This is a genomic window from Saccharothrix sp. BKS2 (assembly GCF_047689505.1).
Classification (GTDB): domain Bacteria; phylum Actinomycetota; class Actinomycetes; order Mycobacteriales; family Pseudonocardiaceae; genus Actinosynnema; species Actinosynnema lopnurensis.
Genome location: NZ_JAUQOL010000002.1, coordinates 321536 through 346485, shown reverse-complemented (window position 1 = coordinate 346485; position 24950 = coordinate 321536). Strand labels below are relative to the sequence as shown.

General features: G+C 71.3%; 21 protein-coding genes, 2 tRNA genes and 1 pseudogene. 11 read left to right on the top strand and 13 right to left on the bottom strand.

The window, feature by feature from the left end:
• The first annotated feature begins 105 nt into the window (after nucleotides 1–105).
• The 6 genes from Q5530_RS04205 to pknB all read left to right on the top strand — a co-directional run bounded on the left by Q5530_RS04205 (nucleotide 106) and on the right by pknB (nucleotide 8523).
• Nucleotides 106–567 (top strand): FHA domain-containing protein, encoded by a 462-nt coding sequence (locus Q5530_RS04205; protein ID WP_380632786.1) that lies wholly within the window; start codon nucleotides 106–108, stop codon nucleotides 565–567.
• Nucleotides 564–2000 (top strand): PP2C family protein-serine/threonine phosphatase, encoded by a 1437-nt coding sequence (locus Q5530_RS04200; RefSeq protein WP_415360818.1) that lies wholly within the window; start codon nucleotides 564–566, stop codon nucleotides 1998–2000. The genes Q5530_RS04205 and Q5530_RS04200 overlap by 4 nt, the downstream gene beginning before the upstream one ends.
• Nucleotides 2001–2004: 4 nt before the next feature.
• Nucleotides 2005–3486, top strand: coding sequence for an FtsW/RodA/SpoVE family cell cycle protein (locus Q5530_RS04195; RefSeq protein ID WP_415360817.1), 1482 nt, complete (start codon nucleotides 2005–2007; stop codon nucleotides 3484–3486).
• Nucleotides 3483–4952 (top strand): peptidoglycan D,D-transpeptidase FtsI family protein, encoded by a 1470-nt coding sequence (locus tag Q5530_RS04190; protein ID WP_415360816.1) that lies wholly within the window; start codon nucleotides 3483–3485, stop codon nucleotides 4950–4952. Before Q5530_RS04195 ends, Q5530_RS04190 begins: the two co-directional genes overlap by 4 nt.
• A complete protein-coding gene (locus Q5530_RS04185) occupies nucleotides 4952–6403 on the top strand; it encodes a serine/threonine-protein kinase (RefSeq protein WP_415360815.1) in 1452 nt (483 codons plus the stop codon). Before Q5530_RS04190 ends, Q5530_RS04185 begins: the two co-directional genes overlap by 1 nt.
• 101 nt (nucleotides 6404–6504) lie before the next feature.
• Nucleotides 6505–8523: a Stk1 family PASTA domain-containing Ser/Thr kinase gene (gene pknB / locus Q5530_RS04180; protein WP_415360814.1), complete on the top strand. Its 2019-nt coding sequence runs from the start codon at nucleotides 6505–6507 to the stop codon at nucleotides 8521–8523.
• Between the two features lie 98 nt (nucleotides 8524–8621).
• Here pknB and Q5530_RS04175 read toward each other — a convergent pair whose 3' ends face one another.
• Nucleotides 8622–9266 (bottom strand): aminodeoxychorismate/anthranilate synthase component II, encoded by a 645-nt coding sequence (locus Q5530_RS04175; protein ID WP_415360812.1) that lies wholly within the window; start codon nucleotides 9264–9266, stop codon nucleotides 8622–8624.
• A gap of 65 nt (nucleotides 9267–9331) precedes the next feature.
• Here Q5530_RS04175 and Q5530_RS04170 point away from each other — a divergent pair, with 65 nt between their 5' ends.
• Nucleotides 9332–10678, top strand: a complete 1347-nt coding sequence (locus Q5530_RS04170; RefSeq protein ID WP_415360811.1) for an FAD-dependent oxidoreductase — start codon at nucleotides 9332–9334, stop codon at nucleotides 10676–10678.
• Nucleotides 10679–10725: 47 nt separating this feature from the next.
• On the opposite strand, the gene Q5530_RS04165 is transcribed toward Q5530_RS04170, so the two are convergent.
• The 3 genes from Q5530_RS04165 to Q5530_RS04155 are packed head-to-tail and all read right to left on the bottom strand — an operon-like array spanning nucleotide 10726 to nucleotide 12358.
• Nucleotides 10726–10884 (bottom strand): hypothetical protein, encoded by a 159-nt coding sequence (locus Q5530_RS04165; RefSeq protein WP_380632807.1) that lies wholly within the window; start codon nucleotides 10882–10884, stop codon nucleotides 10726–10728.
• Nucleotides 10884–12158: a class E sortase gene (locus Q5530_RS04160; protein ID WP_415360810.1), complete on the bottom strand. Its 1275-nt coding sequence runs from the start codon at nucleotides 12156–12158 to the stop codon at nucleotides 10884–10886. Before Q5530_RS04160 ends, Q5530_RS04165 begins: the two co-directional genes overlap by 1 nt.
• Nucleotides 12155–12358, bottom strand: coding sequence for a hypothetical protein (locus Q5530_RS04155; RefSeq protein WP_415360809.1), 204 nt, complete (start codon nucleotides 12356–12358; stop codon nucleotides 12155–12157). The genes Q5530_RS04160 and Q5530_RS04155 overlap by 4 nt, the downstream gene beginning before the upstream one ends.
• Nucleotides 12359–13174: 816 nt before the next feature.
• Between Q5530_RS04155 and crgA the strand changes: the two genes are divergently transcribed.
• Both crgA and Q5530_RS04145 read left to right on the top strand, forming a co-directional pair.
• Nucleotides 13175–13441 (top strand): cell division protein CrgA, encoded by a 267-nt coding sequence (crgA, locus tag Q5530_RS04150; RefSeq protein WP_380639402.1) that lies wholly within the window; start codon nucleotides 13175–13177, stop codon nucleotides 13439–13441.
• A 214-nt stretch (nucleotides 13442–13655) separates the two neighbouring features.
• Entirely contained in the window at nucleotides 13656–14069 is a 414-nt protein-coding gene (locus Q5530_RS04145) for a PH domain-containing protein (RefSeq protein ID WP_415360807.1), read from the top strand.
• 60 nt (nucleotides 14070–14129) lie between these two features.
• Here the strand turns inward: Q5530_RS04145 and Q5530_RS04140 are convergent, their stop codons facing one another.
• Together Q5530_RS04140 and Q5530_RS04135 are read right to left on the bottom strand one after the other, a co-directional pair.
• Nucleotides 14130–14948: a rhomboid family intramembrane serine protease gene (locus Q5530_RS04140; protein WP_415360805.1), complete on the bottom strand. Its 819-nt coding sequence runs from the start codon at nucleotides 14946–14948 to the stop codon at nucleotides 14130–14132.
• A 69-nt stretch (nucleotides 14949–15017) separates the two neighbouring features.
• Nucleotides 15018–15566, bottom strand: a complete 549-nt coding sequence (locus Q5530_RS04135) for a peptidylprolyl isomerase (RefSeq protein WP_415360803.1) — start codon at nucleotides 15564–15566, stop codon at nucleotides 15018–15020.
• Nucleotides 15567–15680: 114 nt separating this feature from the next.
• On the opposite strand from Q5530_RS04135, the gene Q5530_RS04130 reads away from it, so the two are divergent.
• Complete coding sequence (locus Q5530_RS04130) at nucleotides 15681–16277, top strand: hypothetical protein (RefSeq protein WP_415360802.1); 597 nt, start codon at nucleotides 15681–15683, stop codon at nucleotides 16275–16277.
• A gap of 52 nt (nucleotides 16278–16329) precedes the next feature.
• Here the strand turns inward: Q5530_RS04130 and Q5530_RS04125 are convergent, their stop codons facing one another.
• Entirely contained in the window at nucleotides 16330–16872 is a 543-nt protein-coding gene (locus tag Q5530_RS04125) for a DUF2020 domain-containing protein (RefSeq protein WP_415360801.1), read from the bottom strand.
• 126 nt (nucleotides 16873–16998) lie between these two features.
• Between Q5530_RS04125 and Q5530_RS04120 the strand changes: the two genes are divergently transcribed.
• A complete protein-coding gene (locus tag Q5530_RS04120) occupies nucleotides 16999–17427 on the top strand; it encodes a DoxX family protein (RefSeq protein ID WP_380639414.1) in 429 nt (142 codons plus the stop codon).
• A gap of 327 nt (nucleotides 17428–17754) precedes the next feature.
• On the opposite strand, the gene Q5530_RS04115 is transcribed toward Q5530_RS04120, so the two are convergent.
• The 6 genes and pseudogenes from Q5530_RS04115 to gyrB form a co-directional block, all read right to left on the bottom strand.
• Nucleotides 17755–17827 (bottom strand) — tRNA-Ala (locus Q5530_RS04115).
• 41 nt (nucleotides 17828–17868) lie between these two features.
• A pseudogene (locus tag Q5530_RS04110) lies at nucleotides 17869–17982 on the bottom strand (DLW-39 family protein); the annotation flags it as partial.
• A 33-nt stretch (nucleotides 17983–18015) separates the two neighbouring features.
• Nucleotides 18016–18089 (bottom strand) — tRNA-Ile (locus Q5530_RS04105).
• A gap of 55 nt (nucleotides 18090–18144) precedes the next feature.
• Nucleotides 18145–18972: a DUF3566 domain-containing protein gene (locus Q5530_RS04100; RefSeq protein ID WP_415360799.1), complete on the bottom strand. Its 828-nt coding sequence runs from the start codon at nucleotides 18970–18972 to the stop codon at nucleotides 18145–18147.
• A 30-nt stretch (nucleotides 18973–19002) separates the two neighbouring features.
• Nucleotides 19003–22803, bottom strand: coding sequence for an intein-containing DNA gyrase subunit A (gene gyrA, locus Q5530_RS04095; RefSeq protein WP_415360798.1), 3801 nt, complete (start codon nucleotides 22801–22803; stop codon nucleotides 19003–19005).
• Between the two features lie 34 nt (nucleotides 22804–22837).
• Nucleotides 22838–24805 (bottom strand): DNA topoisomerase (ATP-hydrolyzing) subunit B, encoded by a 1968-nt coding sequence (gyrB, locus tag Q5530_RS04090; RefSeq protein ID WP_415360797.1) that lies wholly within the window; start codon nucleotides 24803–24805, stop codon nucleotides 22838–22840.
• Nucleotides 24806–24950 lie beyond the last annotated feature (145 nt).

Below are 24950 nucleotides of genomic sequence, written 5' to 3'. Positions count from 1 at the left end.
CCCGGGATGATCACCCGGGAGCCGACGGGTCGATCCGAGCACGTCTCGGGTTCCGACGTGGCGTGACGGCACTCAAGGCACTCAAGTCAGGAGCGGTTACAACCGGTGCCAGAGCTGGTGATGCAGCTGACCAGAGCGGGTTTCCTCATCCTGCTCTGGTTGTTCGTGTTTGCTGCGCTTCGAGTGGTCCGCTCCGACCTGTACACGGCGTCGGGGCTGCGCGTCCCGACGCCGAAGTTCGGCAGGGGCGAGAAGAAGGGCGCCAAGGGCGCGAAGGCCGCCCGGCAGCTCGTCGTGACGCACGGCGCGCTGGCGGGCACCCGGATCTCCCTGGACGGCAGGCCGATCATGATCGGCCGCGCCGACGACTCCACGCTGGTGCTGGACGACGACTTCGCGTCGACCAGGCACGCGCGGCTGTCCACGCGCGGCACCGACTGGTTCGTGGAGGACCTGGGGTCCACGAACGGCACCTACCTCGACCGGGCGAAAGTCACGGCCCCGACGCGGGTCCCGCTCGGCTCCCCGATCCGGATCGGCAAAACGGTGATCGAGCTGCGCTCATGACCCTCGTCCTTCGATACGCGGCCCGCAGCGACCGTGGCCTGGTGCGCTCGAACAACCAGGACTCCGTGTACGCCGGCCCCCGCCTGCTCGCGCTCGCCGACGGCATGGGCGGCCACGCCGCCGGCGAGGTGGCCAGCAAGGTGGTCATCGCCGCCCTGGCCCCGCTCGACGACGACGAGCCCGGCGACGACCTGCTCGGCCAGCTCCGCGACGCGGTGATCGCCGGCAACGGCGCGATCTCCGAGCTCGTGCAGAGCGACCCCGACCTGGACGGCATGGGCACCACGCTCACCGCCGTGCTGTTCGCGGGCACCCGGCTGGGCATGGTGCACATCGGCGACTCCCGCGCGTACATGCTGCGCAACGGGGCGTTCGCGCAGATCACGCACGACGACACGTTCGTCCAGTCGCTGATCGACGAGGGCCGGATCACCGAGGAGGAGGCGGCCACGCACCCGCAGCGCTCGCTGCTGCTGCGCGCGCTGACCGGCCACGAGGTGGAGCCCAGGCTGATGGTGCGGGAGGCCCGGCCGGGCGACCGCTACCTGCTGTGCTCCGACGGCCTGTCCGGCGTGGTCACGCTGGAGACGCTGGAGGAGGCCATCCGCATCCCGGACCCGCAGGCTTGCGCGGACCGGATGATCGAGCTGGCGCTCAAGGGCGGCGGGCCCGACAACGTGACGGTCGTGATCGCCGACGTGGTCGACGTCGACTTCGGGGACAACGCCCCGATAGTGGGCGGCGCGGCCGGGGACGGCAGCGAGGACCCGCCACCCCCCGACTCCCCCGCCTCGCGGGCGAGCTCCATCACCGGGCCGAGGCCCGTGCCGCAGCGGGTGGACCCGCCGCCGGCGCAGCAGCCGGACCCGCGCCGGTCGCGCGGGACCAAGCTCAAGGCGCTGGCGCTCGTGGTGTTCCTGCTGCTGATGCTGGCCGCGGCCGGCCTGGCGACCCGCTGGTACGTGCTGCGCCAGTACTACGTCGGCGTGGGCGACAACAGCGAGGTCTCGGTCTTCCAGGGCGTCACCGGCAGCGTGTTCGGGTTCGACCTGCACCGGCTGGTGGAGGGCTCGTGCCCGCCCGGCGCGCAGGCGTGCGAGGCGATCACCGTCGACGACCTGAAGGTCTCCGCCCGCGACGTGGTGCGCAACGGCATCACCGACGTGGACGGCCTGGACGGCGCGCGCGAGGCGATCCGCCGGCTGCGGACCGAGCAGACGCTCCAGCTCTGCCCGCCGGAGAGCACCGCGACCACCGGCGCCACCCCGACCACCACCACCCCGACGACGACCACCCCGTCCGCCGGCACGACGACCGCCAACCCGGACCAGTCGGCGACCCAGGCGGCGCCGCCCACGTCCACCACCCCGGAGGGCACGCCCCTCGCCACGCCCGCGCCGAGGCCGGGTACGGACTGCCGGAAGGGTCAGTAGTCTCATGGGTTCGCCGGTTCCCGGCACGGAGGGCACACCGCTCACGGCGAGCACGAGCACCACGGCGGCGAACAGCACGTCGCCCGGGTTGCGGCCGCCCACGAGGCGGGGCACCGAGATCTTCATGCTCGCGTTCGCCGCCACGATCGTGACCGGCGCCCTGATCCTGGTCGAGGCCAACCAGGAGAAGGAACTGACCATGCGCATCGTGTGGTTGGGCCTGGCCTACCTGGGCCTGCTGACCGTCGCGCACCTCGCCGTGCGCCGGTGGGCGCCGTACGCGGACCCGGTGATCCTGCCGTGCGTGGCGCTGCTCAACGGCCTGGGCCTGGTCATGATCCACCGGATCGACCTGGCCATGGCGGACGTGAAGCTGCCGGGCGGCGCGACGTGGGACCCGGCGGCGTCGAAGCAGGTGCTCTGGACGGCCATCGCGGTCGTGCTGTTCTGCACCGTGCTCAAGGTGCTGTCCGACCACCGCACGCTGGCCCGCTACGGCTACACGTTCGGCTTCGCCGGCCTGGTCGCGCTGCTGCTGCCCGGTGTGCTGCCCAGCGTCATCGCGCCCGAGATCAACGGCGCGAAGATCTGGCTGAGCTTCGGCGCGTTCTCCATCCAGCCCGGTGAGTTCGCCAAGATCCTGCTGATGGTGTTCTTCGCGGCGTTCCTGGTCTCCAAGCGCGACCTGTTCACCATCGCCGGCCGCCGGGTGATCGGCCTGGACCTGCCGCGCGCCCGCGACCTGGGCCCGCTGCTGGCGGCGTGGGCCGTCGTGGTGAGCATCATGGTGCTCCAGAAGGACCTGGGCTCGTCGCTGCTGTTCTTCGGCATCGTGCTGGTGCTGCTGTACGTGGCGACCGAGCGGGCCGCGTGGGTCGTGCTGGGCGTGGTGATGTTCTCCGGCGCGGCGGTCCTGGCGTGGCGGATCTTCGGCCACGTGCAGATCCGCGTGCAGAACTGGCTGGACCCGTTCGTCGACCCGTACGGCGCGGGCCACCAGATCCTCCAGTCGCTGTTCGGCATGGGCACCGGCGGCCTGTTCGGCGCGGGCCTGGGCGGCGGGCGGCCGGACGAGATCCCCGAGGCCAACACCGACTTCATCACCGCCGTGATCGGCGAGGAGCTGGGCTTCGTCGGCCTGTCCGCGGTGCTGCTGCTCTACACCGTGTTCGCGCTGCGCGGCCTGCGCAACGCCCTCGCCGTGCGGGACACGTTCGGCAAGCTGCTCGGCGGCGGCCTGGCGTTCGCGGTGGCGTTCCAGATCTTCATCGTCGTCGGCGGCGTGACCAAGCTGATCCCGATGACCGGCATCACCGCGCCGTTCCTGTCCAAGGGCGGTTCGTCGCTGCTGGCCAACTACATCCTGGTGGCGCTGCTGCTGCGCATCTCCAACGCGGCGCGCGGGCCGAAGACCGGGCCGAAGCCGCGACCGCAGCAGCCGGCCATCGCCGACCAGTTCACTGTGATGGTGGAGCGTCCCCGATGAACACACCGCTCCGCCGGGTCGGCGTCGCCATGATGGCGATGATCCTGCTGCTGTTGGGCAACGCCACGTACGTGCAGGTCATCAAGGCCGACGACTACCGCAAGAACCCGCTGAACCAGCGGGTGGTGCTGGACCAGTACTCGCGCGAGCGCGGTCAGATCATCGCCTCCGACGGCACCCCGCTGGCCTCGGTGCAGCGCACCGACGACCGGCTGGAGTACCTGCGGACCTACGCCAACGGCCCGGTGTACGCGCCGGTCACCGGGTACTTCTCGTTCATCTACGGCACGGGCGGCCTGGAGCGCGCCGAGGACGACCTGCTCAACGGCTCGGACGACCGCCTGTTCGCGCGCCGGGTGTCGGACCTGATCACCGGCCGCGACCCCAAGGGCGGCAGCGTCCAGCTGACCATCGACGCCAAGCTCCAGCAGGTGGCGTTCGACCAGCTGTCGAGCCAGGGCCTGACCGGCACGGTGGTCGCGATGCGACCGCAGACCGGCGAGATCCTGGCCATGGCCAGCACCCCGTCCTACGACCCGAACCTGCTCGCCAGCCACGACGCGGACGCGCAGGAGACGTCGTGGCTGGAGCTGACCCAGGACGAGTCCGAGCCGATGCTCAACCGCGGCGTGCACCAGATCTACCCGCCCGGGTCGACGTTCAAGCTGGTGGTGGCCGCCGCGGCGCTGGCCGACGGCAAGACCAAGGACAGCGAGGTCGACGGCCGGCCGACGATCACGCTGCCCGGCACGAACACCCCGCTGCCGAACTTCAACGACACCATCTGCGGCAACGGCACCACGGCCACCCTCCAGGAGGCGCTGGCCAAGTCGTGCAACACGGCGTTCGCGGTGCTGGCCAACGAGCTGGGCGCGGACGTGCTGCGCGAGCAGGCGGCCAAGTTCGGCATCGGCGAGCAGGACCTGACCATCCCGCTGTCGGTGGTGCCGTCCACGCTGGGCCCGATCTCGGACACGCCGTCGCTCTACCAGACGGGCATCGGCCAGAAGGACGTCCGGGTGACGCCGCTGGCCAACGCGGTGATGGCGGCGACCATCGCCAACGGCGGCGTGCGGATGCAGCCGCACCTGGTGAGCAAGATCCTGGCCGCCGACCTCCAGGCCATCAGCGAGACCGACCCGGACGAGGTCGACGAGGCCATGGAGGCCGACCAGGCCCGCGCGCTGCGCGACATGATGATCGAGTCCGAGAAGAACACCTCGGGCGGCGGCAAGCTCAACGGCGTGACCATCGCGTCCAAGACGGGCACCGCCGAGCACGGCGAGGACGTGCGGGCCACCCGGCCGCACGCCTGGTACGTCGCGTTCGCGCCCGCCGAGGAGCCGGAGATCGCGATCGCGGTGATCGTGGAGAACGGCGGCCAGGCGGGTCAGCTCGCCACCGGTGGCCGGGTGGCCGCGCCGATCGGGCGCGCGGTCATCGGCGCCTACCTCGGGGGACGCTGATGCTGACCTCCGGCCAGCTGCTCGCCGAGCGGTACCGCCTGACCAGGCGGATCGCGGTCGGCGGCATGGGCGAGGTCTGGGAGGGCGACGACACCCGGCTGGACCGCCGGGTCGCGGTGAAGGTGCTGAAGGCGGAGCTGAGCGGCGACCCGCAGTTCCTGGAGCGGTTCCGCATCGAGGCGCGCACCACCGCCTCGCTGAACCACCCGGGGATCGCCGCGGTGCACGACTACGGCGAGACCGCGTCGATCCCGGACGGGCCGGAGGACACCGCCTACCTGGTGATGGAACTGGTGGAGGGCGAGCCGCTGGCCGCCGTCATCGCCCGCGGCAGGCTGGGCGCGGACCGGACGCTCGACGTGCTGGAGCAGGCGGGCAACGCGCTCCAGGCGGCGCACGAGCGCGGCCTGGTGCACCGGGACGTGAAGCCGGGGAACATCCTGGTGACGCCCGAGGGCAAGGTGAAGATCACCGACTTCGGCATCGCGAAGGCGGCGGACGCGGCCCCGGTGACGAACAACGGCATGGTGATGGGCACCGCCCACTACATCGCGCCCGAGCAGGCGCTGGGCCACGCCGCCGAGCCCGCCTCCGACGTGTACGCGCTGGCCGTGTGCGGTTACGAGTGCCTGACCGGGCACCGGCCGTTCCTGTCGGAGAACGCGGTGACGGTGGCGATGATGCACATCCGCGACCTCGCGCCGCCGCTGCCGCCGGACGTGCCGCCGGGCCCGCGGGCGCTGATCGAGGCGACCCTGGTGAAGGACCCCCGGCAGCGCTACCGCAACGGCGGCGAGTTCGCCGCCGCGGTGGGCGCGGTCCGGGCCGGGCAGCCGCTGCCCGCGCCGTCCGGCCTGGCCATGGCGGTGGGCAGCGGTCCGCTGCCCCAGCAGGGCCCTCCACCGCCGCCGCAGCCGATGAGCCCGCCGAGGGGTCAGCACGTCCACCCGGGCGTGCCGATGACCCATCCGGGCTCACGTCCGGGGATGCAACCGGTCCCACCAGCGGTGAACAGTCCGCACACGGGCGCTTTCGGTCCGTTGCCGCCCGGTGCGGGCCCACCGGGGCGCAACCGAGCCGTGCTGTGGGTTATGGTCGCTGTGCTGGTGGTCGCGCTGCTGGTGCTCGGCGTGGTCCTCCTGCGCTGGGCGTTGCGCGACGAACAGGTGCCCGGCGGGGCGAGCCAGGGCTCCACGACCGCCCGCGGGCTCGACGACTCCACCGATCGGCTCCCCGGCACACCGAAGGTGACGATCACGAAGTCGGACTACGTCGGCCTGCCGGTGGGCGAGGTCGCCGAGCGGCTCACCGGCCGCGGCCTGGAGACCGAGGCGCACTCCTCCGACGGGGGCGTGCCGCGGGACCGGGACCGGTGCCTGGTGTCGGACGTGGCGCCGACCGGCGAGGTGGCGATCGGCTCGCGGGTCACGGTGACGTGCGTGCCGACATGAACGCGGAACGGCAGGAGCGGCACGAACGGTGCCGACGGTGTGAAGGCAAGGCTTGAAGGCTTGATGGTGAGACCGTTGACGAGGAGCGGGACGAAGCACTGATGAGCACTCCGCGACTGCTCTCCAACCGCTACGAACTGGGTGAGACGCTCGGCTACGGCGGTATGTCGGAGGTGCACAAGGGCCGGGACGTCCGGCTCGGCCGCGACGTGGCCATCAAGGTGCTGCGTGCCGACCTCGCCCGCGACGCCCAGTTCCAGGAGCGGTTCCGCCGGGAGGCGCAGAACTCGGCGGCCCTGAACCACCCCGCCATCGTCGCGGTCTACGACACCGGCGAGACCCAGACCGAGTACGGCCCCCTGCCCTACATCGTCATGGAGTTCGTCGACGGCCGCACGCTGCGCGACATCGTCAAGACGCAGGGGCCGCTGACCGGCAAGCGGGCCATGGAGGTCATGGCCGACGTCTCGGCGGCGCTGGACTTCAGCCACCGGCACGGCATCGTGCACCGGGACGTCAAGCCCGCGAACGTGATGATCACCCGCTCGGGCGCGGTGAAGGTGATGGACTTCGGCATCGCGCGCGCGGTGCACGACGGCCAGGCCGCCGTGACCCAGACCGCCGCGGTGATCGGCACGGCGCAGTACCTGTCGCCGGAGCAGGCCCGCGGCGAGGCCGTCGACGGCCGCTCCGACGTGTACGCGTCGGGGTGCGTGCTGTTCGAGCTGCTGACCGGCGAGCCGCCGTTCACCGGCGACTCGCCGGTGGCCGTGGCCTACCAGCACGTGCGGGAGGACCCGAAGTCGCCGTCGGCGCTGAACCCGAAGGTGACGCCGGCGCTCGACGCGATCGTGCTCAAGGCGATGGCCAAGGGCCCGGCCAACCGGTACCAGTCGGCCGCCGAGCTGCGCGCGGACCTGGTGCGCGTGCTGTCCGGGCAGCGCCCGTCCGCGCCCGCCGTGATGACGGCCGAGGACCGCACCGCGGTGCTGAACCAGTCGCAGCGCACCGAGGTCGCGGCCGGCGGCGGCGGTCGGCACCGGTCGCAGCCGTCGCGGGACGACCCCTCCGACGACTACGACCCGCTGGCCGAGGAGGACGAGGAGCGGCGCGCCCGGCGCAAGAAGGCGCTGATGATCACCCTGGTGGTCCTGCTGTGCGTCGCCGTGCTCGCGCTCGCGGTCTGGATCACCACGACCCTGCTCGGCGGCGGCGGCAAGGACGAGGACCCGGGCGGCAACGCGGCGCCGCAGGAGATCGACGTGCCCGCCGTGCTGGGCATGACGCAGTCGGCGGCCCACAGCGCGCTCCAGGAGGCGGGGCTCGACTCGAAGGTCGAGCAGACGCCGTGCCAGCCCGGCAGCGAGCCCGCCTGCACCGACGCCGACATCGGCAAGGTCGTGGCCACCGACCCGCCCGTGGGCAGCCCGGTCGACAAGGGCGCCAAGATCACCATCCTGGTGGGCAAGAGCGCCGAGCAGATCGAGGTGCCCAGCGTCCGGAACCTGACGCCGCTGGAGGCGCAGAAGAAGCTGGAAGCCGACCGGTGGGGCTTCGAGCAGGCCACCGACACCGTCGAGGTCGAGGACGGCTCGCTGGTCGGCAAGGTGGTCGAGCAGGTGCCCCAGGCGGGCACCACGGCGGCCAAGGGCAGCACCATCACCGTGAAGATCGGTCGGGCGCCGGACACCGTGCAGCTGCCGGACGTGACCGGGCAGACCGTGGAGAACGCCCGCCGGACGCTGGAGGGCAACGGCTTCAAGGTCCAGACCAAGGACGTCGACAGCCCCGAGGACCAGGGCCAGGTCATCGCCCAGAACCCGGACCCGGGCCGGGCGGAGAAGGGCACGCTGGTCACGCTGAGCGTGTCGAAGAACAACCAGTTCCTCATGCCCGACCTGCGCGGGTTGAGCGAGAACCAGGCCCGCAGCAAGCTCAACCAGGCCGGGTGGACCGGCGGCGACCTGGTGGTGTCCGAGGAGCCGACCACGGACATCACGCAGCGGGACAAGATCATCCAGCAGGAGATCCAGCCGAACACGCCGACGAACAAGAACACCCGGGTCAACGTGACCAAGGCGGAGTTCAGCGTCGGCGGCGGACCGACGACGACGAGGTAGCTCGAACACCAGGGGGCCCTCCCGGACGTGGTTCGTCCGGGAGGGCCCCCTGGTTCGCCCTGGTGTTCGACGTGGTCGACCCGGCTCGGCCGGGGGGCTCAGATCCGGTTGGCGGCGGCGGCGAGCTGCCGCATCCCGCTCTCCAGCTGCGCGACGGTCGTCTCGGGCACCTCGTGGCCGCACACCCGCAGCCAGTTGGCGAGCATCCGGTGGCCGCCCTCGGTGAGCACGGACTCGGGGTGGAACTGGACGCCCTCCACCGGCAGCTCGCGGTGCCGCATGGCCATCACCACGCCGCTCTCGGTGAGGCCGGTGACCTCGAACTCGGCCGGCAGGGTGTCGGGCAGCACGGTCAGCGAGTGGTAGCGGGTGGCGGTGAACGGGCTGGGCAGGCCGTTGAGCACGCCGACCCCCCGGTGGTGCACCACGCTGGTCTTGCCGTGCAGCAGCTCGGGGGCGAGGTCGACCGTGCCGCCCCACACCGCGCCGATGGCCTGGTGGCCGAGGCACACGCCGAGCACGGGGACGCCGGTGTCCGCGCAGCGGCGGATGACGTCCATGCTCCGGCCGGCCCGGTCCGGCGTGCTGGGACCCGGGCTGACGAGGACGCCGTCGACCTGGCCCACCTCGGCCGGCTCGACGGCGTCGTTGCGCCTGACCACGCACTCGACGCCGAGCTGGGCCAGGTACTGGACCAGGTTGTAGACGAAGCTGTCGTAGTTGTCGACCACCAGGACGCGCATACCGCCAGCGTAGCCGTGACGAAGCTCTCCGGATAAGTGAGATTAGCCTAACCTAATCTGGAGCCATGAGTCGTTCCCTGCGCGTCGCCGTCGTCGGCGCCGGTCCCGCCGGCATCTACGCCGCCGACGCCCTGCTCAAGTCCGACGCGGACGTCTCCGTCGACCTGTTCGACCGGCTGCCCGCGCCGTACGGCCTGATCAGGTACGGCGTCGCGCCGGACCACCCCCGCATCAAGGGCATCATCACCGCGCTCCAGCGCGTGCTCGACCGGCCCGAGGTGCGGTTCTTCGGCAACGTCGACTACGGCGTGGACGTGAAGCTCGACGAGCTGCGGCAGTTCTACGACGCGGTGGTCTTCGCCACCGGCGCCGACCGGGACCGGCCGCTGGACGTGCCCGGGATCGACCTGGACGGCTCGTACGGGGCGGCCGACTTCGTCTCCTGGTACGACGGGCACCCCGACGTGCCGCGCTCCTGGCCGCTGCGGGCCCGCGAGGTGGCCGTGCTCGGCGTCGGCAACGTCGCGCTCGACGTGGCCCGCGTGCTGGCCAAGACCGCCGACGAGCTGCTGACCACCGAGATCCCCGACAGCGTGCACCGGGACCTGGCCGCGAGCCCGGTCACCGACGTGCACGTGTTCGGCCGCCGCGGCCCGGCCCAGGCCAGGTTCACGCCGCTGGAGCTGCGCGAGCTGGACCACTCCCCCAACGTCGAGGTCGTCGTGCACCCCGAGGGCATCGACTTCGACGCGGCGAGCGTGGAGCTGATCCGGTCCAACAAGCAGGTCGAGATGGTGGTCAGGACGCTCCAGGAGTGGGCGCTCCGGGACGTCGGCACCCGGCCGCGGCGGCTGCACCTGCACTTCCTCCAGGCGCCGGTCGAGGTGCTGGGCGCCGGGGGCGCGGTGAGCGGGCTGCGCACCGAGCGCATGGAGCTCGACGGCTGCGGCGGGGTGCGCGGCACCGGCGAGCACACCGACTGGCCGGTGCAGGCCGTGTACCGGGCGGTGGGCTACCTGTCCACGCACCTGGCCGACCTGCCGTTCGACCACGCCTCCGGCACCGTGCCGCACCAGGCGGGCCGGGTGCTCGACCTGGACGAGCAGCCGATGACCGGCGTCTACGTCACCGGGTGGGTCAAGCGCGGGCCGGTCGGGCTCATCGGGCACACCAGGGGTGACGCGCTGGAGACGGTGACCAGCCTGCTCGCCGACGCGCCGCTGCTGCCGGCCGCGCCGACGCCCCGGCCGGGGGCCGTGGTGCGGTTCCTGGAGGAGCGGGCCGTGCCGTTCACCACGAACGAGGGCTGGCTGCGGCTCGACGCGCACGAGCTGGCGCTGGGCGCGGAGCGGGGGCGGGAGCGGGTCAAGGTCGTGGGGCGCGACGAGATGACCGGCATCTGCCGGGGCTGAGCGCGGTGGGCCCCGGTCGTCCACCCGGGGCTCCCGCGGGGTCGGAACTACTGCGGGGTCGTGACGTTGTTGAACGGCAGCTTCGGCTCCGCCCACGGGAACACCACGAACATCAGCAGCGCCACCACCCCGGTCACCAGCACCAGCGCCTCCAGGACCCGCACCGGCAGCGGGCCGGGCAGGTGGCGCCAGATCCAGCCGTACATCAGCTCTCCTTCATCGCGTCGGGCACGAAGTCGGGCGCCTTCGGGTAGCTGTCGGCCAGCACCGCGTGCACGATCAGGCGCTGCTTGTCCGAGAAGCGCGGGTGGCAGGTCGTCAGCGTCATCAGCGACGCCTGCTGCGCCGCGGGCAGCTCGCCCTCGAAGTAGGGCACCGGGGCGATGACCTCGCCCTGCGTGGGCAGCACGATCTCCTGGCCGAAGGTCTTGTCGTAGGGCGCGCCCAGCGGCGAGACCTTCTGGCACTTCGGGTCGACCTGCCGCCCGGCCCAGGCGCCGAGCTCGTCGGTCATCGGCAGCACCCGGTAGACGAACCACTGGGTCTGCGTCTCGACCACGATGGCGTCGCACGAGCTGAGCAGGTCCAGGTCGTTGAACGGGGCGCCCTTGCCGACGCGGTGGCCGGCCACGGAGAAGTTGCCCGGCTCGCCCGGCAGCGCGGTGTCCTTGTAGTGGCCGGGACCGATCTCCAGGTCCTTGTCGGTGGTGCCCTCCACCACGGAGAACTTGTAGTCCGGGCCGAAGACCGGGATGTACAGCTTGGCGAACGCCTGGCCGTCGAGCAGGTCGTACTTGGCCTCGCGCTGCTGGTCGGGGGCCTCGACGGTGTTGGCGTTCCACTGGTCGTCGAGCGCCTGGGTGGCGTTGTCCTGCTTGCCGGCGGAGATGAGGTCGGTGACGTAGACCTCGTAGACCACGAACAGCAGGATGACCAGGCCCAGGGTGATCAACGTCTCACCGAAGGCGCGGACGGCCTTGCGGCCGGGGGTGTCGGGGAGCAGGGCGGGGCGGTCGTCCCGGTCGTCCTCGTGGTCCCGGTCGTCCAGGTCCGCGTCCTCGTGGGCCTCCTCGTGGTGCCCGTCGTCCTCGTGGTCGTCGTCCTCGACGGTCGGGATGACCTCCGTGGGCGGGTCCGCGGGGCGCGGGCGGCGCGGCGGGAGGGGGGCGCCGGGGAGGGGGGCACCGGGACGCGGGGCCTGCGGGTGCGGGGCCTGCGGGTGCGGCGGCTGGGCCTGGGGCTGCGGCGGGAACGCCCGGGGGCGCGGCGCGGCGGCCGGTTGGAGGCTGCCCGAGAAGGCGTTGGTGTAGGTGGTGTCCGCGTCCGGCTGGACCGGGGCCGCGTAGCGGGTGGCCTCGGGGTCCGGCGCGGGACGGGGACGCCTGCCGTGGGGCGGTGGACCGCCCAGGCGGGCGCCGAGGTCGGTTCGGGGCCGGTGCTCCGGCGGGAAGCCCCCTGCGGGGACCTGAGGGGCGCTCACAGGCGTCTGGGGGGCCTCGGGGGCGCGGCGGCGGCCGGGGTGCGGCGCGTCGGCAGCGCGGCGAGCACCGGACCGGGGGTCGTCGAGCGCACGCCGACCACCGGACTGCGGATCGTCGAGCGCACGCGGACCACCGGGCTGAGGGGCCTCGACCGCACGCCGACCACCGGGCTGCGGATCGTCGAGCGCACGCCGGCCACCGGGCTCGGGCTCCTCGCCGGCGCGGCGACGGCCCGGCCCCGCGTCCTCGGGGGCCCGGCGACGGCCGCCGGGTTCCGGGTGCTCCGGGGCGCGGCGGCGACCGCCGGGCTCGACGTCCTCCGGCGCGCGTCGACCGGCGGCCTGGTCCTCGAACGGCCGGCGGCCGGCGGGCTCGGCGTCCTCCCGGAGCGCGCGCCTCCCGGACGGCTGGTCCGCGCGGGGCGGCCGTCCGGCGCCGGTTCCCGACGCACCCGGGGCAAGATCACCCGGTCGGCCGAATCCGGGCGGCGGGGTCGCGGGACGCTCGGGCCCGCCCCCCGCGGGGGCGGGTCGGTCGACGCCGCCGGGCGGGGTGGCCGGGCGTGGACCGCCGCCCGGGACCTCGCCGGAGCGGTCGGGGACGCCGGGCGGTCGGAAGAAGCCGCCGGGGCGGTCGAAGCCACCCGGCGGGGACGCCGGGGGAAGGAAAGTGCCTGGTGGCGGGGCCATCCGGGGCACGCCGGCCGGTGGCGTGGGCGGTCGGTCGGCGGGGCGCCGGCCGGGTCCGGGGCGGTCGGGACCGGTGGTCGGCCGGGAGTCCGGCGGGGCCTGTTCCCCCGGTGCCTGCGGCGGCTGCGGTCCGGGTCGTGGCGGCCGGCCCGACGGGCCGCCTTGCGGCGGAGGCGGGTCGTAGCTCACCGGGTGACCTCCCAAGCCGAACGTTCCAGGACTACACAGCGCTTTAGCGGCCTGCTTGGTTACGTTAACGTGTTCATCCAGCAGTGGACGTGAACTCACGCCGCTGAAGACCTACCCACCCGTCAGGCGAGGACGTCATGCCCAAGTCCAAGGTCCGCAAGAAGGCCGTCTACACGGCGCCTGCCGATCGCCGCACCCCGGTGAAGGTCAAGGCCGCGGGGCCGTCGCACCCCGTCTACGTAGCCGTGATGCTCGGCATGATGCTGTTGGGGCTGGCGTGGCTGGTGGTCAACTACATCGCGGGCGAGCAGGTCCCCGTCATGATGGACCTCGGCCCCTGGAACTTCGCCATCGGGTTCGCCCTGATGATCGTGGGCCTGTTGATGACCATGAAGTGGCGCTGACCGCGCTACGCCACGTGGCCGACGGCCCGGACGTGCACCACGTCCGGGCCGTTCCGCGTTACCCGGTAGTTCACCGGGTTCACCTCCCCGTCACCGAAGCACAGCGTTGTAAGTCATCCCCAATGGGGACAACTCCTGTGGACAACTTTGCGACAAAAGGCACAAGCGCCGGTCCGGGGCTCCAGTTGTCCACAACCACGGGAGGCTCGACGGCGTGAACCACCCCCGCTCCTGGTCGCCGCAACCCGGCATGGTCGGTCTCGCCTGGAGCCTGGCCGCGGCGTCGCTGCTGGTCACGGTCCTGAGCTCGGAAACCACCAGCCGGCTGCTGCTGGGCCTGGCCACGCTGCTGCTGGCTGCCCTGGGCGCCTACGGCGCGCTCGTGCGGCCCAGGCTGGTCGTGGACGAGGAGGGCCTGACCGTGCGCACGCTGGGCGGCGCCCGGTCGCTGCCGTGGCACGAGGTGAAGGTCCGCCTGGCCCACACCCGCCGGCTGGGGCGCGAGAGCGTGGCGCTGGAGCTGGACTGGCAGCGCGGCGAGGACGAGGAGCTGTTCGTGCTGACCCAGCTCGACCTGGGCACCGACCCCCGTGACGTGGCCGACGTCCTGCACGCCCTGCGGCCCTAGCCCGGCCGGGGTCACCACCCGACCGGGTCACGACAGGACCGGGTCACCGCGCGACCGGGCTCACAGGAGCTGCGCGGTGCGCACGACGGTCAGCACCACCAGCAGCACGACCGCGGTGACCACCGTCGCGGTCTGGTAGGCGTCCCGCTTCGCCTGGGGCGCGTAGACCAGGCCCGCGGTCACGGCGGCGCCCACCGCCAGGCCGCCCAGGTGCCCGAGCAGCGAGATGCCCGGCAGGGTGAAGCTGAGCACCACGTTCAGCACGATCACGCCCAGCGCCGGTCCCGCGTTGATCCGGAACCGCAGGTAGGCCACGAGCAGCGCGCCCATCAGGCCGTACACCGCGCCCGACGCACCCGCCACCAGCGTGTTGAGCGAGCCGAACAGGTACACCGCGACGCTGCCGCCGAGCAGGGAGATCAGGTACACGGCGGTGTAGCGCAGCCGCCCGAACGCCGGTTCCAGGTCACGGCCCAGCACGTACAGCGCGATCATGTTCAGGCCGAGGTGGGCGGGTCCGTAGTGCAGGAACCCGGAGGTCAGCAGCCGCCACCACTCGTCGTAGGCGGCGACGCCCGGCGTCCACATCACCAGGTCGCCGAACAGCCGCGAGCCGCTGTTGCCCGCCAGGCTGCCCGCCTGCCACGCGGTGAGCAGGTACATCAGCACGTTGAGCGCGATCAGCACCGGGGTGACCACGGGCCTGCGGGCGGCGAGCTCCGCGCCGGCGAACGTGCGGGGCGGGCGCACGGTGCGCCGGCCCTCGTCCACGCAGTCGACGCACTGGTAGCCGACGGACGCCTCGCGCAGGCACTCCGGGCACGCCGGCCGGTCGCAGCGGGTGCACCGCAGGCCGGTGGCCCGGTCGGGGTGGCGCACGCAGGTCCGAGGTCCTGGCTGCGCCCCGACCGGGTCACCGGGCGGCGGGGTGAGGGGGGAGTCGGCCACTCAGGCCCTCTCCACCGAGACCTTCTGGACGACCACGTCGGTGACCGGGCGGTCGCCGGCGCCGGTCGGGGCGCTGCCGATGGCGTCCACGACGTTGCGCGACTCCTGGTCGGCCACCTCGCCGAAGATCGTGTGCTTGAAGTTCAGCCACGTGGTCGGGGCGACCGTGATGAAGAACTGCGAGCCGTTGGTGTTGGGGCCGGAGTTGGCCATGGCCAGCAGGTACGGCCTGTTGAACTGGAGCTCCGGGTGGAACTCGTCGCCGAACTTGTAGCCGGGGCCGCCGCGGCCGGTGCCGGTCGGGTCGCCGCCCTGGAGCATGAAGCCGGGGATCACCCGGTGGAAGATCGCCCCGTCGTAGAACGGGCCGGACGACTCACCCTTCGCGTTCGGCTCGGTGTAGTTCCTGGTGCCCTCCGCCAGACCGACGAAGTTGGCCACCGTCTTGGGGGCGTGGTCGGGGAACAGGTTGATGCGGATGTCGCCCTGCGACGTGTGCAGGGTCGCCGTCACCTTGGTCCCGACGAACGATTCGTTGCTGTCAGCCACGCACCCATCGTGCCATCACCGGGCGAGGTGGTTGGGGAAGGGGCAGGATGGGTATTGCCTCAAGCGGGAACTGACCGACAGCTTCTGGAGCGCGATATGGATGAGGTGGACGCCATGACCCGGGCAGGGGAGCGAGCCGGGGAGTCGGTCGGCAAGGCGGTGCGCGCGGTGCGACGCAACGCCGTCCGCGCAGGTCATGCCGGTGCGGGCGCTGCCGTCCAACTCGCCGAGCGCGCCGAGGGCAAGCTGGCCGAGCACGGGGTGACCCGGGACTACGTCCGCGGTGTCGTCGTCGACAAGGCCGGTGTGCTGGTGGAGAAGGCGGAGGAGGTCGAGAAGTCGACCCGCCGCAGCCGCAAGCAGCTCGCCAAGCGCGCCAAGGTCGTCCGCAAGGACCTCGCCAAGGCGACCGAGCGGGCCCGCAAGGAGGCCAAGGTGCGCGCGAAGGACGTGCGCAAGGCCGCCGAGCAGGCGCGCAGGGAGCTGGCCGCGGCCAACGCGCCCAAGCGGCGCCGCTGGCCGTGGGTGCTGGGCGTGCTGGCCGCCGCCGCGGTGGCGGGCTACCTCGCCCTGACCAAGCGCCCGGAGGAGGTGCACCTGGAGGAGGAGGTCGTGGAGCCCACGACCGACACCACCAAGGCCACCCCCGCCGAGCCCGTGCAGCCGCACGCGAGCCGCAACGGCCAGGTCACCGACCACAGCCGCAGCTGACCGACCGCGGTCCTCGCGCCCGTCCCACCACGGGGCGGGCGCGGAGCCGTGCCTAGAGGCCGAGGTTCGCCACGACCTGCTTGACGACCTCGCGCGCCTTGATCGTCTGCTTCTGGTTGCTGGTCACGACCACCGCGCTGCCGCCCTTGGCCACCGCGTAGACCGCTCCCCCGTCGTTCGTGAGCGACCCGCCCTCCCAGCCGGCGGGTTCCGTCGCGGGGTTGGAGTCCGACACCGGCGCGGCGCGGTCGACCACGGCCTCCGCCGCCCCCGGTTCGCCCTCGAACACCCAGACCGACAGCTGCACCTCGGTCGCGTTCGCGTAGAAGAAGCACGCCGGGTTGGGTTGGTCGGCGGACAACCGCACCTTCCGCACCAGCTGCCCGTTCGCCTCCTGCACGAAGGAGGACCCCAGGTAGGGGCACTGGCCGTCGACGGCCGGCTCCGGCGCGGGCGGCGGGCCCGCGGGCGCGTTCGCGCTGGTCGACGCGGTGCTCGTGGTGGTCGGCGCGGCCGCGGGCTCGTCCGTGCCGCAGGCGGCGACCGCGCCGAGGACCAGCAGGGACGGCAGGATGGTGAGCAGCAGTCGGTTCATAGGGCCGCAAGTCAACCAGATGGGCCCTAATGGAATCGACAGGGTGACCACCTAGGCACGCACCGTTATCCTGGTTAGCGTGTGAATACCCTGCCGGCCGCCCCTGCTGTGAAGGACTGAGTTCGCATGAACGTTCTTCTTGACCGCGGTCGCGACCACGCCATCGCCGTCTTCCGGATCGTCGTCGGCGTGTTGTTCATGTGCCACGGAGCCCAAAAGTTGTTCGGCGTGCTGGGGTCCAAGGGTGCCGTGTCGATCCTCGACTGGCCGTCCGGTCCGGCCGCGTTGATCGAGTTCGTCGGTGGCGCGCTGATCGTCATCGGCCTCGGCACCAGGGTCGCCGCGCTGATCGCTTCGGGCGCCATGGCCTACGCGTACTTCGTGGTGCACCAGCCCGCCGGGCTCCTGCCCATCCAGAACAAGGGTGAGCTGGCCGCCGTGTACTCGTGGGTGTTCCTCCTGCTGGCGTTCACCGGTCCCGGCTCCTGGGCCGTCGACAACGTGATCGCCGGGCGCAGGCAGGAACAGGCAACGCTCGTGGGCGCGAACGCATAAGCAGAGGCACGACAAGACGAGGGCCCGCACCCAGCGGCATTGGGTGCGGGCCCTCACCCCGTCCGCACCCACCACCCGAGCGTCCAAGGAGTGGGAGGAGAACCGGGGTCACCTCCAGTAAAACACGACGAACCCACGTGATCCCCCTCACCCACCAAACGACCCAAGCCACATACACCCAAAGCGAAGCGAGGGTGCAAAGCCGACCCACGTCGGGGGGTCCGGGGGGCGAAGCCCTCCCGGGCGGGGTGCGGGGGTTGCACCCCCGCAAACACGACGAGCGAGGCGGGTCCGCGCAGTCCGCGGACACACCTCGCCCAGAGCGAGTGGAGACGAGGGGAATCGAACCCCTAACCCCCGCCTTGCAAAGGCGGTGCTCTGCCAATTGAGCTACGTCCCCCTCACGAGGGGCGGCAGATCGACCGCCCTCGCGGGTCAGTTGGTGGGAGCGGTGGCCTCGCGCCACAGGTCCGCGTCAGCCTTGGCCGAGCGGGTCCGCTTGACGAAGAACAAGACCGCACCGGCAACCGCAACAAGCGCGATGATCTTCTTCACGGCGATTCCCCTCTGCATGCCTGACACTTCCTGTGGGCCTAGGAGGACTCGAACCTCCGACCTCTTCGTTATCAGCGAAGCGCTCTAACCGTCTGAGCTATAGGCCCTTGGAGCAACGACGAGAACCTTACCGCACCTCCCGTCGCGGCTCCAAAACGGGGGTCACTCCCGTTCGGAGAGGGTGACCTCCAGTCCGCCGGCCAGGTCGGCGGACACGTTGTAGACGAACGAACCGACCGTCGCCAGGGCCGTGAGCAGCACGATGTTCACCGCGCCCACGATCGCCGCCACGCCGAACACGCGCCCGGCACTGATCAACGGGTCACCGCTGGGCTCGTTGCCCTGGAGCAGGTCGTTCGCCGTGTTGTTGATCTTGTCCCACACGCCCATGCCGTTCAGCACGCCGTACAGCACGCCGACCGCCACCAGCCACACGAAGAACAGCGCCACGCTCAGCACCAGCGCCAGCTTCAGCACCGACCACGGGTCCACCCGCTTCACCTGGAGGCTCGCCCGCCGCGGCCCCCGACCCGGCCGGCGCGCCGACGAGGCCGGCGCCTGCGGCCGACCGCTCGCCCCGCCCAGGTTCACCTGGGTGCGCGGCGCCGCCGCACCGGGCGCCACCGGCCGCGCCACGGACACCGTGTCCGGGTCCGTCGCCGGGTACGCGGGCTGCGACCCCGAGCCCCCCGGCAACCGCACCGACACCGTCGGCTGGTCGTCCGCACCGGCCACCAGGTCCGCGGGCCCCACCTGCTGCGCCTCGCCGTACTGGTTCTCGCTCGTCACCCGCTGCCACGGCGGCGGCGCGGCCGTGTGGTGGTCGTCCTTCCCACCGGCCTTCTCCCCGGCGTCCCCGACCGGGGCGGGCTGCTCGGACGCCCCCGAGGCGTCGGCCGCCGGCTTCTCGCCGCCGTCCGCCGGTGTCGACCCGTCATCCGGACGGGTGATCACCGCGGTTTTGTCCTCTTGCTTCTCGGGTGGAGTCACGAGCAGTCCTCAACCTCTCGTTCGCGCGCGCTAGTTGGCGGGTTCGGCCTGGTCACCCTCGGTGGAACCGAGCACCGGACCGTCGTCACCAGTGGTGACGTCGGTGGGCTCGTCCGCGTTGCGCGCCACCGCGATCAGGGTGGTTCCCTCACCCAGGTTCATCAACCGGACGCCCTTCGTCTGCCGGCCCGCCTTGCGCACCTCCTTCGCGCTGGTCCTGATGACCCCGCCCGAAGAGGTGATCGCATACAGCTCGTCGTCGACGTCGACGATGAGCGCGCCCACAAGCCTCCCACGCCTGCGGTCGTGCTGGATGGTGAGCACACCCTTCCCACCACGACCCTGAACGGGGTAGTCCTCGATCGGCGTGCGCTTGGCGTACCCGCCGTCGGTCGCCACCAAAACAAACCGACCCTCTTGGACGACACCCATCGACAGCAGCTCGTCACCGCTGTTGAAGCGCATCCCCAGCACACCCGAGGTCGCCCGCCCCATCGGCCGCAGCGCCTCGTCGCTCGCGTGGAACCGGATCGACTGGCCGTCCGCCGAGATCAGCTGGAGGTCGTCGTCGGCCGAGCACATCACCGCGCCCACCAGCTCGTCGTCGTCGCGCAGGTTGATGCCGATCAGACCACCGGACCGGTTCGAGTCGAAGTCCGACAGCTTCGACTTCTTCACCAGGCCCTTCTTCGTCGCCAGCACCAGGTAGGGCGCCACCTGGTAGTTCTTGATCTGGATGACCTGGGCGATCTCCTCCTCCGGCTGGAACGCCAGGAGGTTGGCCACGTGCTGGCCGCGCGCGTTGCGGTTGGCCTCGGGCAGCTCGTACGCCTTGGCCCGGTACACCCGCCCCTTGTTCGTGAAGAACAGGATCCAGTCGTGCGTCGAGCACACGAAGAAGTGCTGCACGATGTCGTCCTGCTTCAGCTGCGCGCCCTGCACCCCCTTGCCGCCGCGCTTCTGCGAGCGGTACAGGTCGGTCTTCGTCCGCTTCGCGTACCCCGTGCGGGTGATCGTCACGACGACGTCCTCGACCGCGATCAGGTCCTCCAGCGACACGTCGCCGTCGAACGGCACGATCTTGGTGCGCCGGTCGTCACCGTGCTTCTCCACGATCGCCAGCAGCTCCGCGCGCACGATCGAGCGCTGCCGCTCCGGCTTGTCGAGGATGTCCTTCAGGTCCGCGATCTCGGCCTCGATCTCGACCAGCTGGTCGACGATCTTCTGCCGCTCCATCGCGGCCAGGCGCCGCAGCTGCATCTCCAGGATCGCGTTGGCCTGGATGTCGTCGACGTCCAGCAGCTCCACCAGCCCGGTGCGCGCCGCCTCCGGCGTGGGCGACCGGCGGATCAGCGCGATCACCTCGTCGAGCTGGTCGAGCGCCTTGACCAGGCCGCGCAGCACGTGGGCCCGCTCCTCGGCCTTGCGCAGCCGGAACCGCGTGCGCCGGACGATGACCTCGATCTGGTGCTTCACGTAGTGCCGGATCATCTGGTCCAGCCGCAGCGTGCGCGGCACGCCGTCGACCAGGGACAGCATGTTCACGCCGAACGAGTACTGGAGCTGGGTGTGCTTGTAGAGGTTGTTCAGCACCACCTTGGCCACCGCGTCGCGCTTGAGCGTGATCACGATGCGCATGCCGATGCGGCGGTTCGACTCGTCCGCGATGTTCGAGATGCCGGTCAGCTTCTGGTCCCGGACCAGGGTGGCGATGTTCTCCACCAGGTTGTCCGGGTTCACCTGGTAGGGCAGCTCGGAGACGACCAGGATCGTCCGCCCCTTGGTGTCCTCGTCCACGTCCACGACCGCGCGCATCTTCACCGAGCCGCGACCCGTGCGGTAGGCGTCGTCGATGCCCGAGTTGCCCAGGATCTGACCGTAGGTCGGGAAGTCGGGGCCCTTGATCCGCTCGATCAGCGCCTCCAGCGTCTCCTCGTCGGACGCCTCGGGGTTGTCCAGCGCCCACACCACGCCGTCCGCGACCTCGCGCAGGTTGTGCGGCGGGATGTTGGTCGCCATGCCGACCGCGATGCCGGAGCTGCCGTTGATCAGCAGGTTCGGGATGCGCGACGGCAGGACCGTCGGCTCCTGGATGCGGCCGTCGTAGTTGTCGCGGAAGTCGACGGTGTCTTCCTCGATGTCGGCCAGCATCTGCATGGCCAGCGGCGTGAGCCGGCACTCGGTGTTGTGGCTGACGAAGCCGTCGGTGATGAACGCGTGGTCCTCGGTGTCGACCCGCAGGCTGAACACCGGCTGGACACCCGCGTCGGTCACCGACTCGACCGGGGCGTAGTAGAACCGGCCGTCCACCAGCGGCTCGACCACGTCCAGCACCTCGCGGTCGGTGATCCGCGCGGTGATCTCGTCGTAGTCGCGCTCCCACCGCTCCACGCGGTCCACGTTGTGGCGCCGCAGCCAGTCGCGCTCGGTCCACCGGCTCGCGCCGTGGGCCCGGATGTAGTCGCCCACGAACGGCACGTGGTCACTGCTCATGGCGCGGCTCGCCACCGGGACCGCGTCCAGGACCGCGTCCAGCTTCTCCTGCTTCACGCCGAGGAAGCCCACGTTGCGGGCGAACAGCCGCGCGTCGCGCCGGTTGGTGATGATGACCTTGATCTCGCCGTTGTCGTAGTTCACCAGCGTGCTGACCACGCCGAACTCCAGCAGCAGCTGCTGGACCTCGCGGGCGAGCCGCGCGCTGCGCGTGGAGTACGAGACCTGCACGGTGTTGCGCGGCAGGGCCGAGGCCGAGCCGTCACCGGTGAACAGCGAGGCCAGGAAGGCTCGCTTGATCGACTCGCCGCCACCCCACACGAAGTCGGGCACGTGCTTGGCGGCGCTGCGCTGCCCCACCATCCCGCCCAGCACGCTCCCCCGGAGCCGAACCAGGTTCTGGACGTCGAGTTCGTGCAGCACCGAGCCGGACTTGATGGTGCGCGAGTACACGTACCGGGGGCCGCCGACCACCGTGTCGTACGCCTCGACCACGCGCCGGAAGTACTCCTGGTCGACGTTGTTGAAGCCGGCGCGGTCCTGGGAGACGAAGCCCTCGCTGACGAAGGCGCCGGCCAGGACGGCCGCCGCGAGGTCCTCCGCCGCAGGCGACCCGTCGCCGTCGCGGGGGGTGCGCTGCATGACCACGCGGTCGCCGGGCTGGATCTCCTCCAGCAGCTTCCACAGCAGGGTCGGCACGCCGAGGACGCCGACCAGGCACAGCACCGGGTGGTTGCGGGTGCCGGTCAGCTCGTAGCCGTTGCGGGTGCGCAGCGTCAGCGTCGGGTGCTCACCGGAGTGGAACAGCATGTCGGCGCGCACCGGGTTGCCGTTGCGGTCGAGCACCTTGAGGTCGATCGGGTTGTCGCTGTTCGGCTGGGCACCGGGCACGATGTCGCCGATGCGCGGGGTCGAACCGTCCGCCAACCGGACCCGGGTGTCCGGTGACACGCAGTATCGCATCGCGGCTGCCGGGTCGTTGCCCTGCGAGCCGAAGTTGCCCTGGCCGTCGATCAGCGGGTAGCGCAGCGCCCACGGCTGGGCGAGGCGGACCAGCGCGTCGTAGATCGCGGAGTCGCCGTGCGGGTGGTAGTTGCCCATCACGTCGCCGACGACGCGGGCGCACTTGTTGTACGAGCGCTCGGGGCGGAAGCCGGAGTCGAACATCGAGTACAGCACGCGCACGTGCACGGGCTTGAGGCCGTCGCGCACGTCGGGCAGGGCCCGGCCGACGATCACGCTCATCGCGTAGTCGATGTACGAGTTCTGCATCTCGTGCTGGATGTCGACCGGCTCGGTGCGGTCTCCACCGGCCGGGGGCAACGTCGTCTCGCTCACAGTTCTTCTTCCTTCAGGGCGGCCGGGGAGGTGGTCAGACGTCGAGGAACCGCACGCCCTTGGCGTTGCGGGTGATGAACGAGCGGCGTGCCTCCACGTCCTCGCCCATGAGCACGCTGAACAGCTCGTCGGCGGTCGCCGCGTCGTCCATGGTCACCTGGCGCAGCACCCGGTTGGCCGGGTCCATGGTCGTCTCCCACAGCTCGGAGGCGTTCATCTCGCCCAGGCCCTTGTAGCGCTGGATGTTGTCGTCCTTGCCGATCCGCTTGCCGGCGGCGAGGCCCTGCTGGATCAGGCCGTCGCGCTCGCGGTCGGAGTAGGCGTACTCCGGCTCCTGCCGCTGCCACTTGATCTTGTAGAGCGGCGGCGAGGCGAGGTAGACGTGGCCGTGCTCGATGAGGGGGCGCATGAAGCGGAACAGCAGGGTGAGCAGCAGGGTGCGGATGTGCTGGCCGTCGACGTCGGCGTCGGCCATCAGCACGATCTTGTGGTAGCGCAGCTTGGAGACGTCGAAGTCCTCGTGGATGCCGGTGCCGAACGCGGTGATCAGCGACTGGACCTCGGTGTTCTTGAGGACGCGGTCGATGCGCGCCTTCTCCACGTTGATGATCTTGCCGCGGATGGGCAGGATCGCCTGGAACTCCGAGTCGCGCCCCTCCTTGGCCGAGCCGCCCGCGGAGTCGCCCTCCACGATGTAGATCTCGCACTTCTCCGGGTCGGTGGAGCGGCAGTCCTTGAGCTTGCCGGGCAGGCCGCCGATGTCGAGGGCGCCCTTGCGGCGGACGAGCTCGCGGGCCTTGCGGGCGGCGATGCGGGCCTGCGCCGAGGACACCGCCTTGGTGACGATGGTCCTGGCCTCGTTCGGGTGGCGCTCGAACCAGTCGGCCAGGTGCTCGTTGGTCGACTTCTGCACGAACGACTTGGCCTCGCTGTTGCCCAGCTTGGTCTTGGTCTGGCCCTCGAACTGGGGCTCCTTGAGCTTGACCGAGATGATCGCGGCCAGGCCCTCGCGGATGTCGTCGCCGGTGAGGTTGGAGTCCTTCTCCTTGAGCAGCTTCTTCTCGCGCGCGTACTCGTTGACCACGCGGGTCAGCGCGGCGCGGAAGCCCTCCTCGTGGGTGCCGCCCTCGTGGGTGTTGATGGTGTTGGCGAAGGTGTAGACCGACGGCGTGTAGCCGGTGTTCCACTGCATCGCGACCTCGACCTCGAGGTCCTCGCCCTTGGCCTCGAACGCGACCACCTTCTGGTGGACGGGCTCGCGGGTGTGGTTGATGTGGCGGACGAAGTCCTCCAGGCCACCCGGGTAGTGGAAGGTGCGCTCGCGCACGGCCACCACGTGGCCCTCGGCGTCGGCCTCCTCGTCGGACTCCTGCACGCGCTCGTCGCGCAGGATGATCGTCAGGCCCTTGTTGAGGAAGGCCATCTCCTGGAGGCGGCGGGAGATCGTCTCGATGTTGAACTCGGTGGTCTCGAAGATCCCCGGGTCCGCCCAGAAGGTGATCGCGGTGCCGGTCTCGTCGGTCGGCTCGCCCCGGGTCAGCTCGTGCGCGGGCTTGGTGCCCTCGAAGCGCTGGTTCCACGTGAAACCCTGGCGCTTGACCTCGACGTCGACGGCGGTGGACAGCGCGTTCACCACCGAGATGCCGACGCCGTGCAGGCCGCCGGACACCGCGTAGGAGTCGCTGTCGAACTTGCCGCCGGCGTGCAGCGTGGTGAGCACGACCTCCAGCGTGGGCCGCTTCTCGACGGGGTGCATGTCGATCGGGATGCCGCGACCGTCGTCGATGACCCGGACGCCGCCGTTGGCCAGCAGCGTCACGCCGACCACGCTCGCGTAGCCGGCCATCGCCTCGTCGACGGAGTTGTCCACGACCTCCTGGATCAGGTGGTGCAGACCGCGCTCGCCGGTCGAGCCGATGTACATGCCGGGTCGCTTGCGGACTGCTTCCAAGCCCTCAAGGACGGTGATCGAGGACGCGCTGTACTCATTCTTGGCTGCCACGGGCCTGGTGTCTCCTCAAGACTTCAAAGCGACTTAAGACCGTCGCCGGGGCGAACGCAGTGCTTGCGCTACCCCTTGATTCTACCGGGGAGGGCCGACAAAAACGCGTCGAGGACACCCCTGGCTTCCTCACAGAGGGCCCGAA

Excerpts from the sequence above, each read along its gene's own strand:
- Q5530_RS04200 (WP_415360818.1), top strand. The coding sequence starts at position 564 with ATGACCCTCGTCCTTCGATACGCGGCCCGCAGCGACCGTGGCCTGGTG.
- Q5530_RS04195 (WP_415360817.1), top strand. The coding sequence starts at position 2,005 with ATGGGTTCGCCGGTTCCCGGCACGGAGGGCACACCGCTCACGGCGAGC.
- Q5530_RS04190 (WP_415360816.1), top strand. The coding sequence starts at position 3,483 with ATGAACACACCGCTCCGCCGGGTCGGCGTCGCCATGATGGCGATGATC.
- Q5530_RS04185 (WP_415360815.1), top strand. The coding sequence starts at position 4,952 with ATGCTGACCTCCGGCCAGCTGCTCGCCGAGCGGTACCGCCTGACCAGG.
- pknB (WP_415360814.1), top strand. The coding sequence starts at position 6,505 with ATGAGCACTCCGCGACTGCTCTCCAACCGCTACGAACTGGGTGAGACG.
- Q5530_RS04175 (WP_415360812.1), bottom strand. The coding sequence starts at position 9,266 with ATGCGCGTCCTGGTGGTCGACAACTACGACAGCTTCGTCTACAACCTG.
- Q5530_RS04170 (WP_415360811.1), top strand. The coding sequence starts at position 9,332 with ATGAGTCGTTCCCTGCGCGTCGCCGTCGTCGGCGCCGGTCCCGCCGGC.
- Q5530_RS04165 (WP_380632807.1), bottom strand. The coding sequence starts at position 10,884 with ATGTACGGCTGGATCTGGCGCCACCTGCCCGGCCCGCTGCCGGTGCGG.
- crgA (WP_380639402.1), top strand. The coding sequence starts at position 13,175 with ATGCCCAAGTCCAAGGTCCGCAAGAAGGCCGTCTACACGGCGCCTGCC.
- Q5530_RS04130 (WP_415360802.1), top strand. The coding sequence starts at position 15,681 with ATGACCCGGGCAGGGGAGCGAGCCGGGGAGTCGGTCGGCAAGGCGGTG.
- Q5530_RS04125 (WP_415360801.1), bottom strand. The coding sequence starts at position 16,872 with ATGAACCGACTGCTGCTCACCATCCTGCCGTCCCTGCTGGTCCTCGGC.
- Q5530_RS04120 (WP_380639414.1), top strand. The coding sequence starts at position 16,999 with ATGAACGTTCTTCTTGACCGCGGTCGCGACCACGCCATCGCCGTCTTC.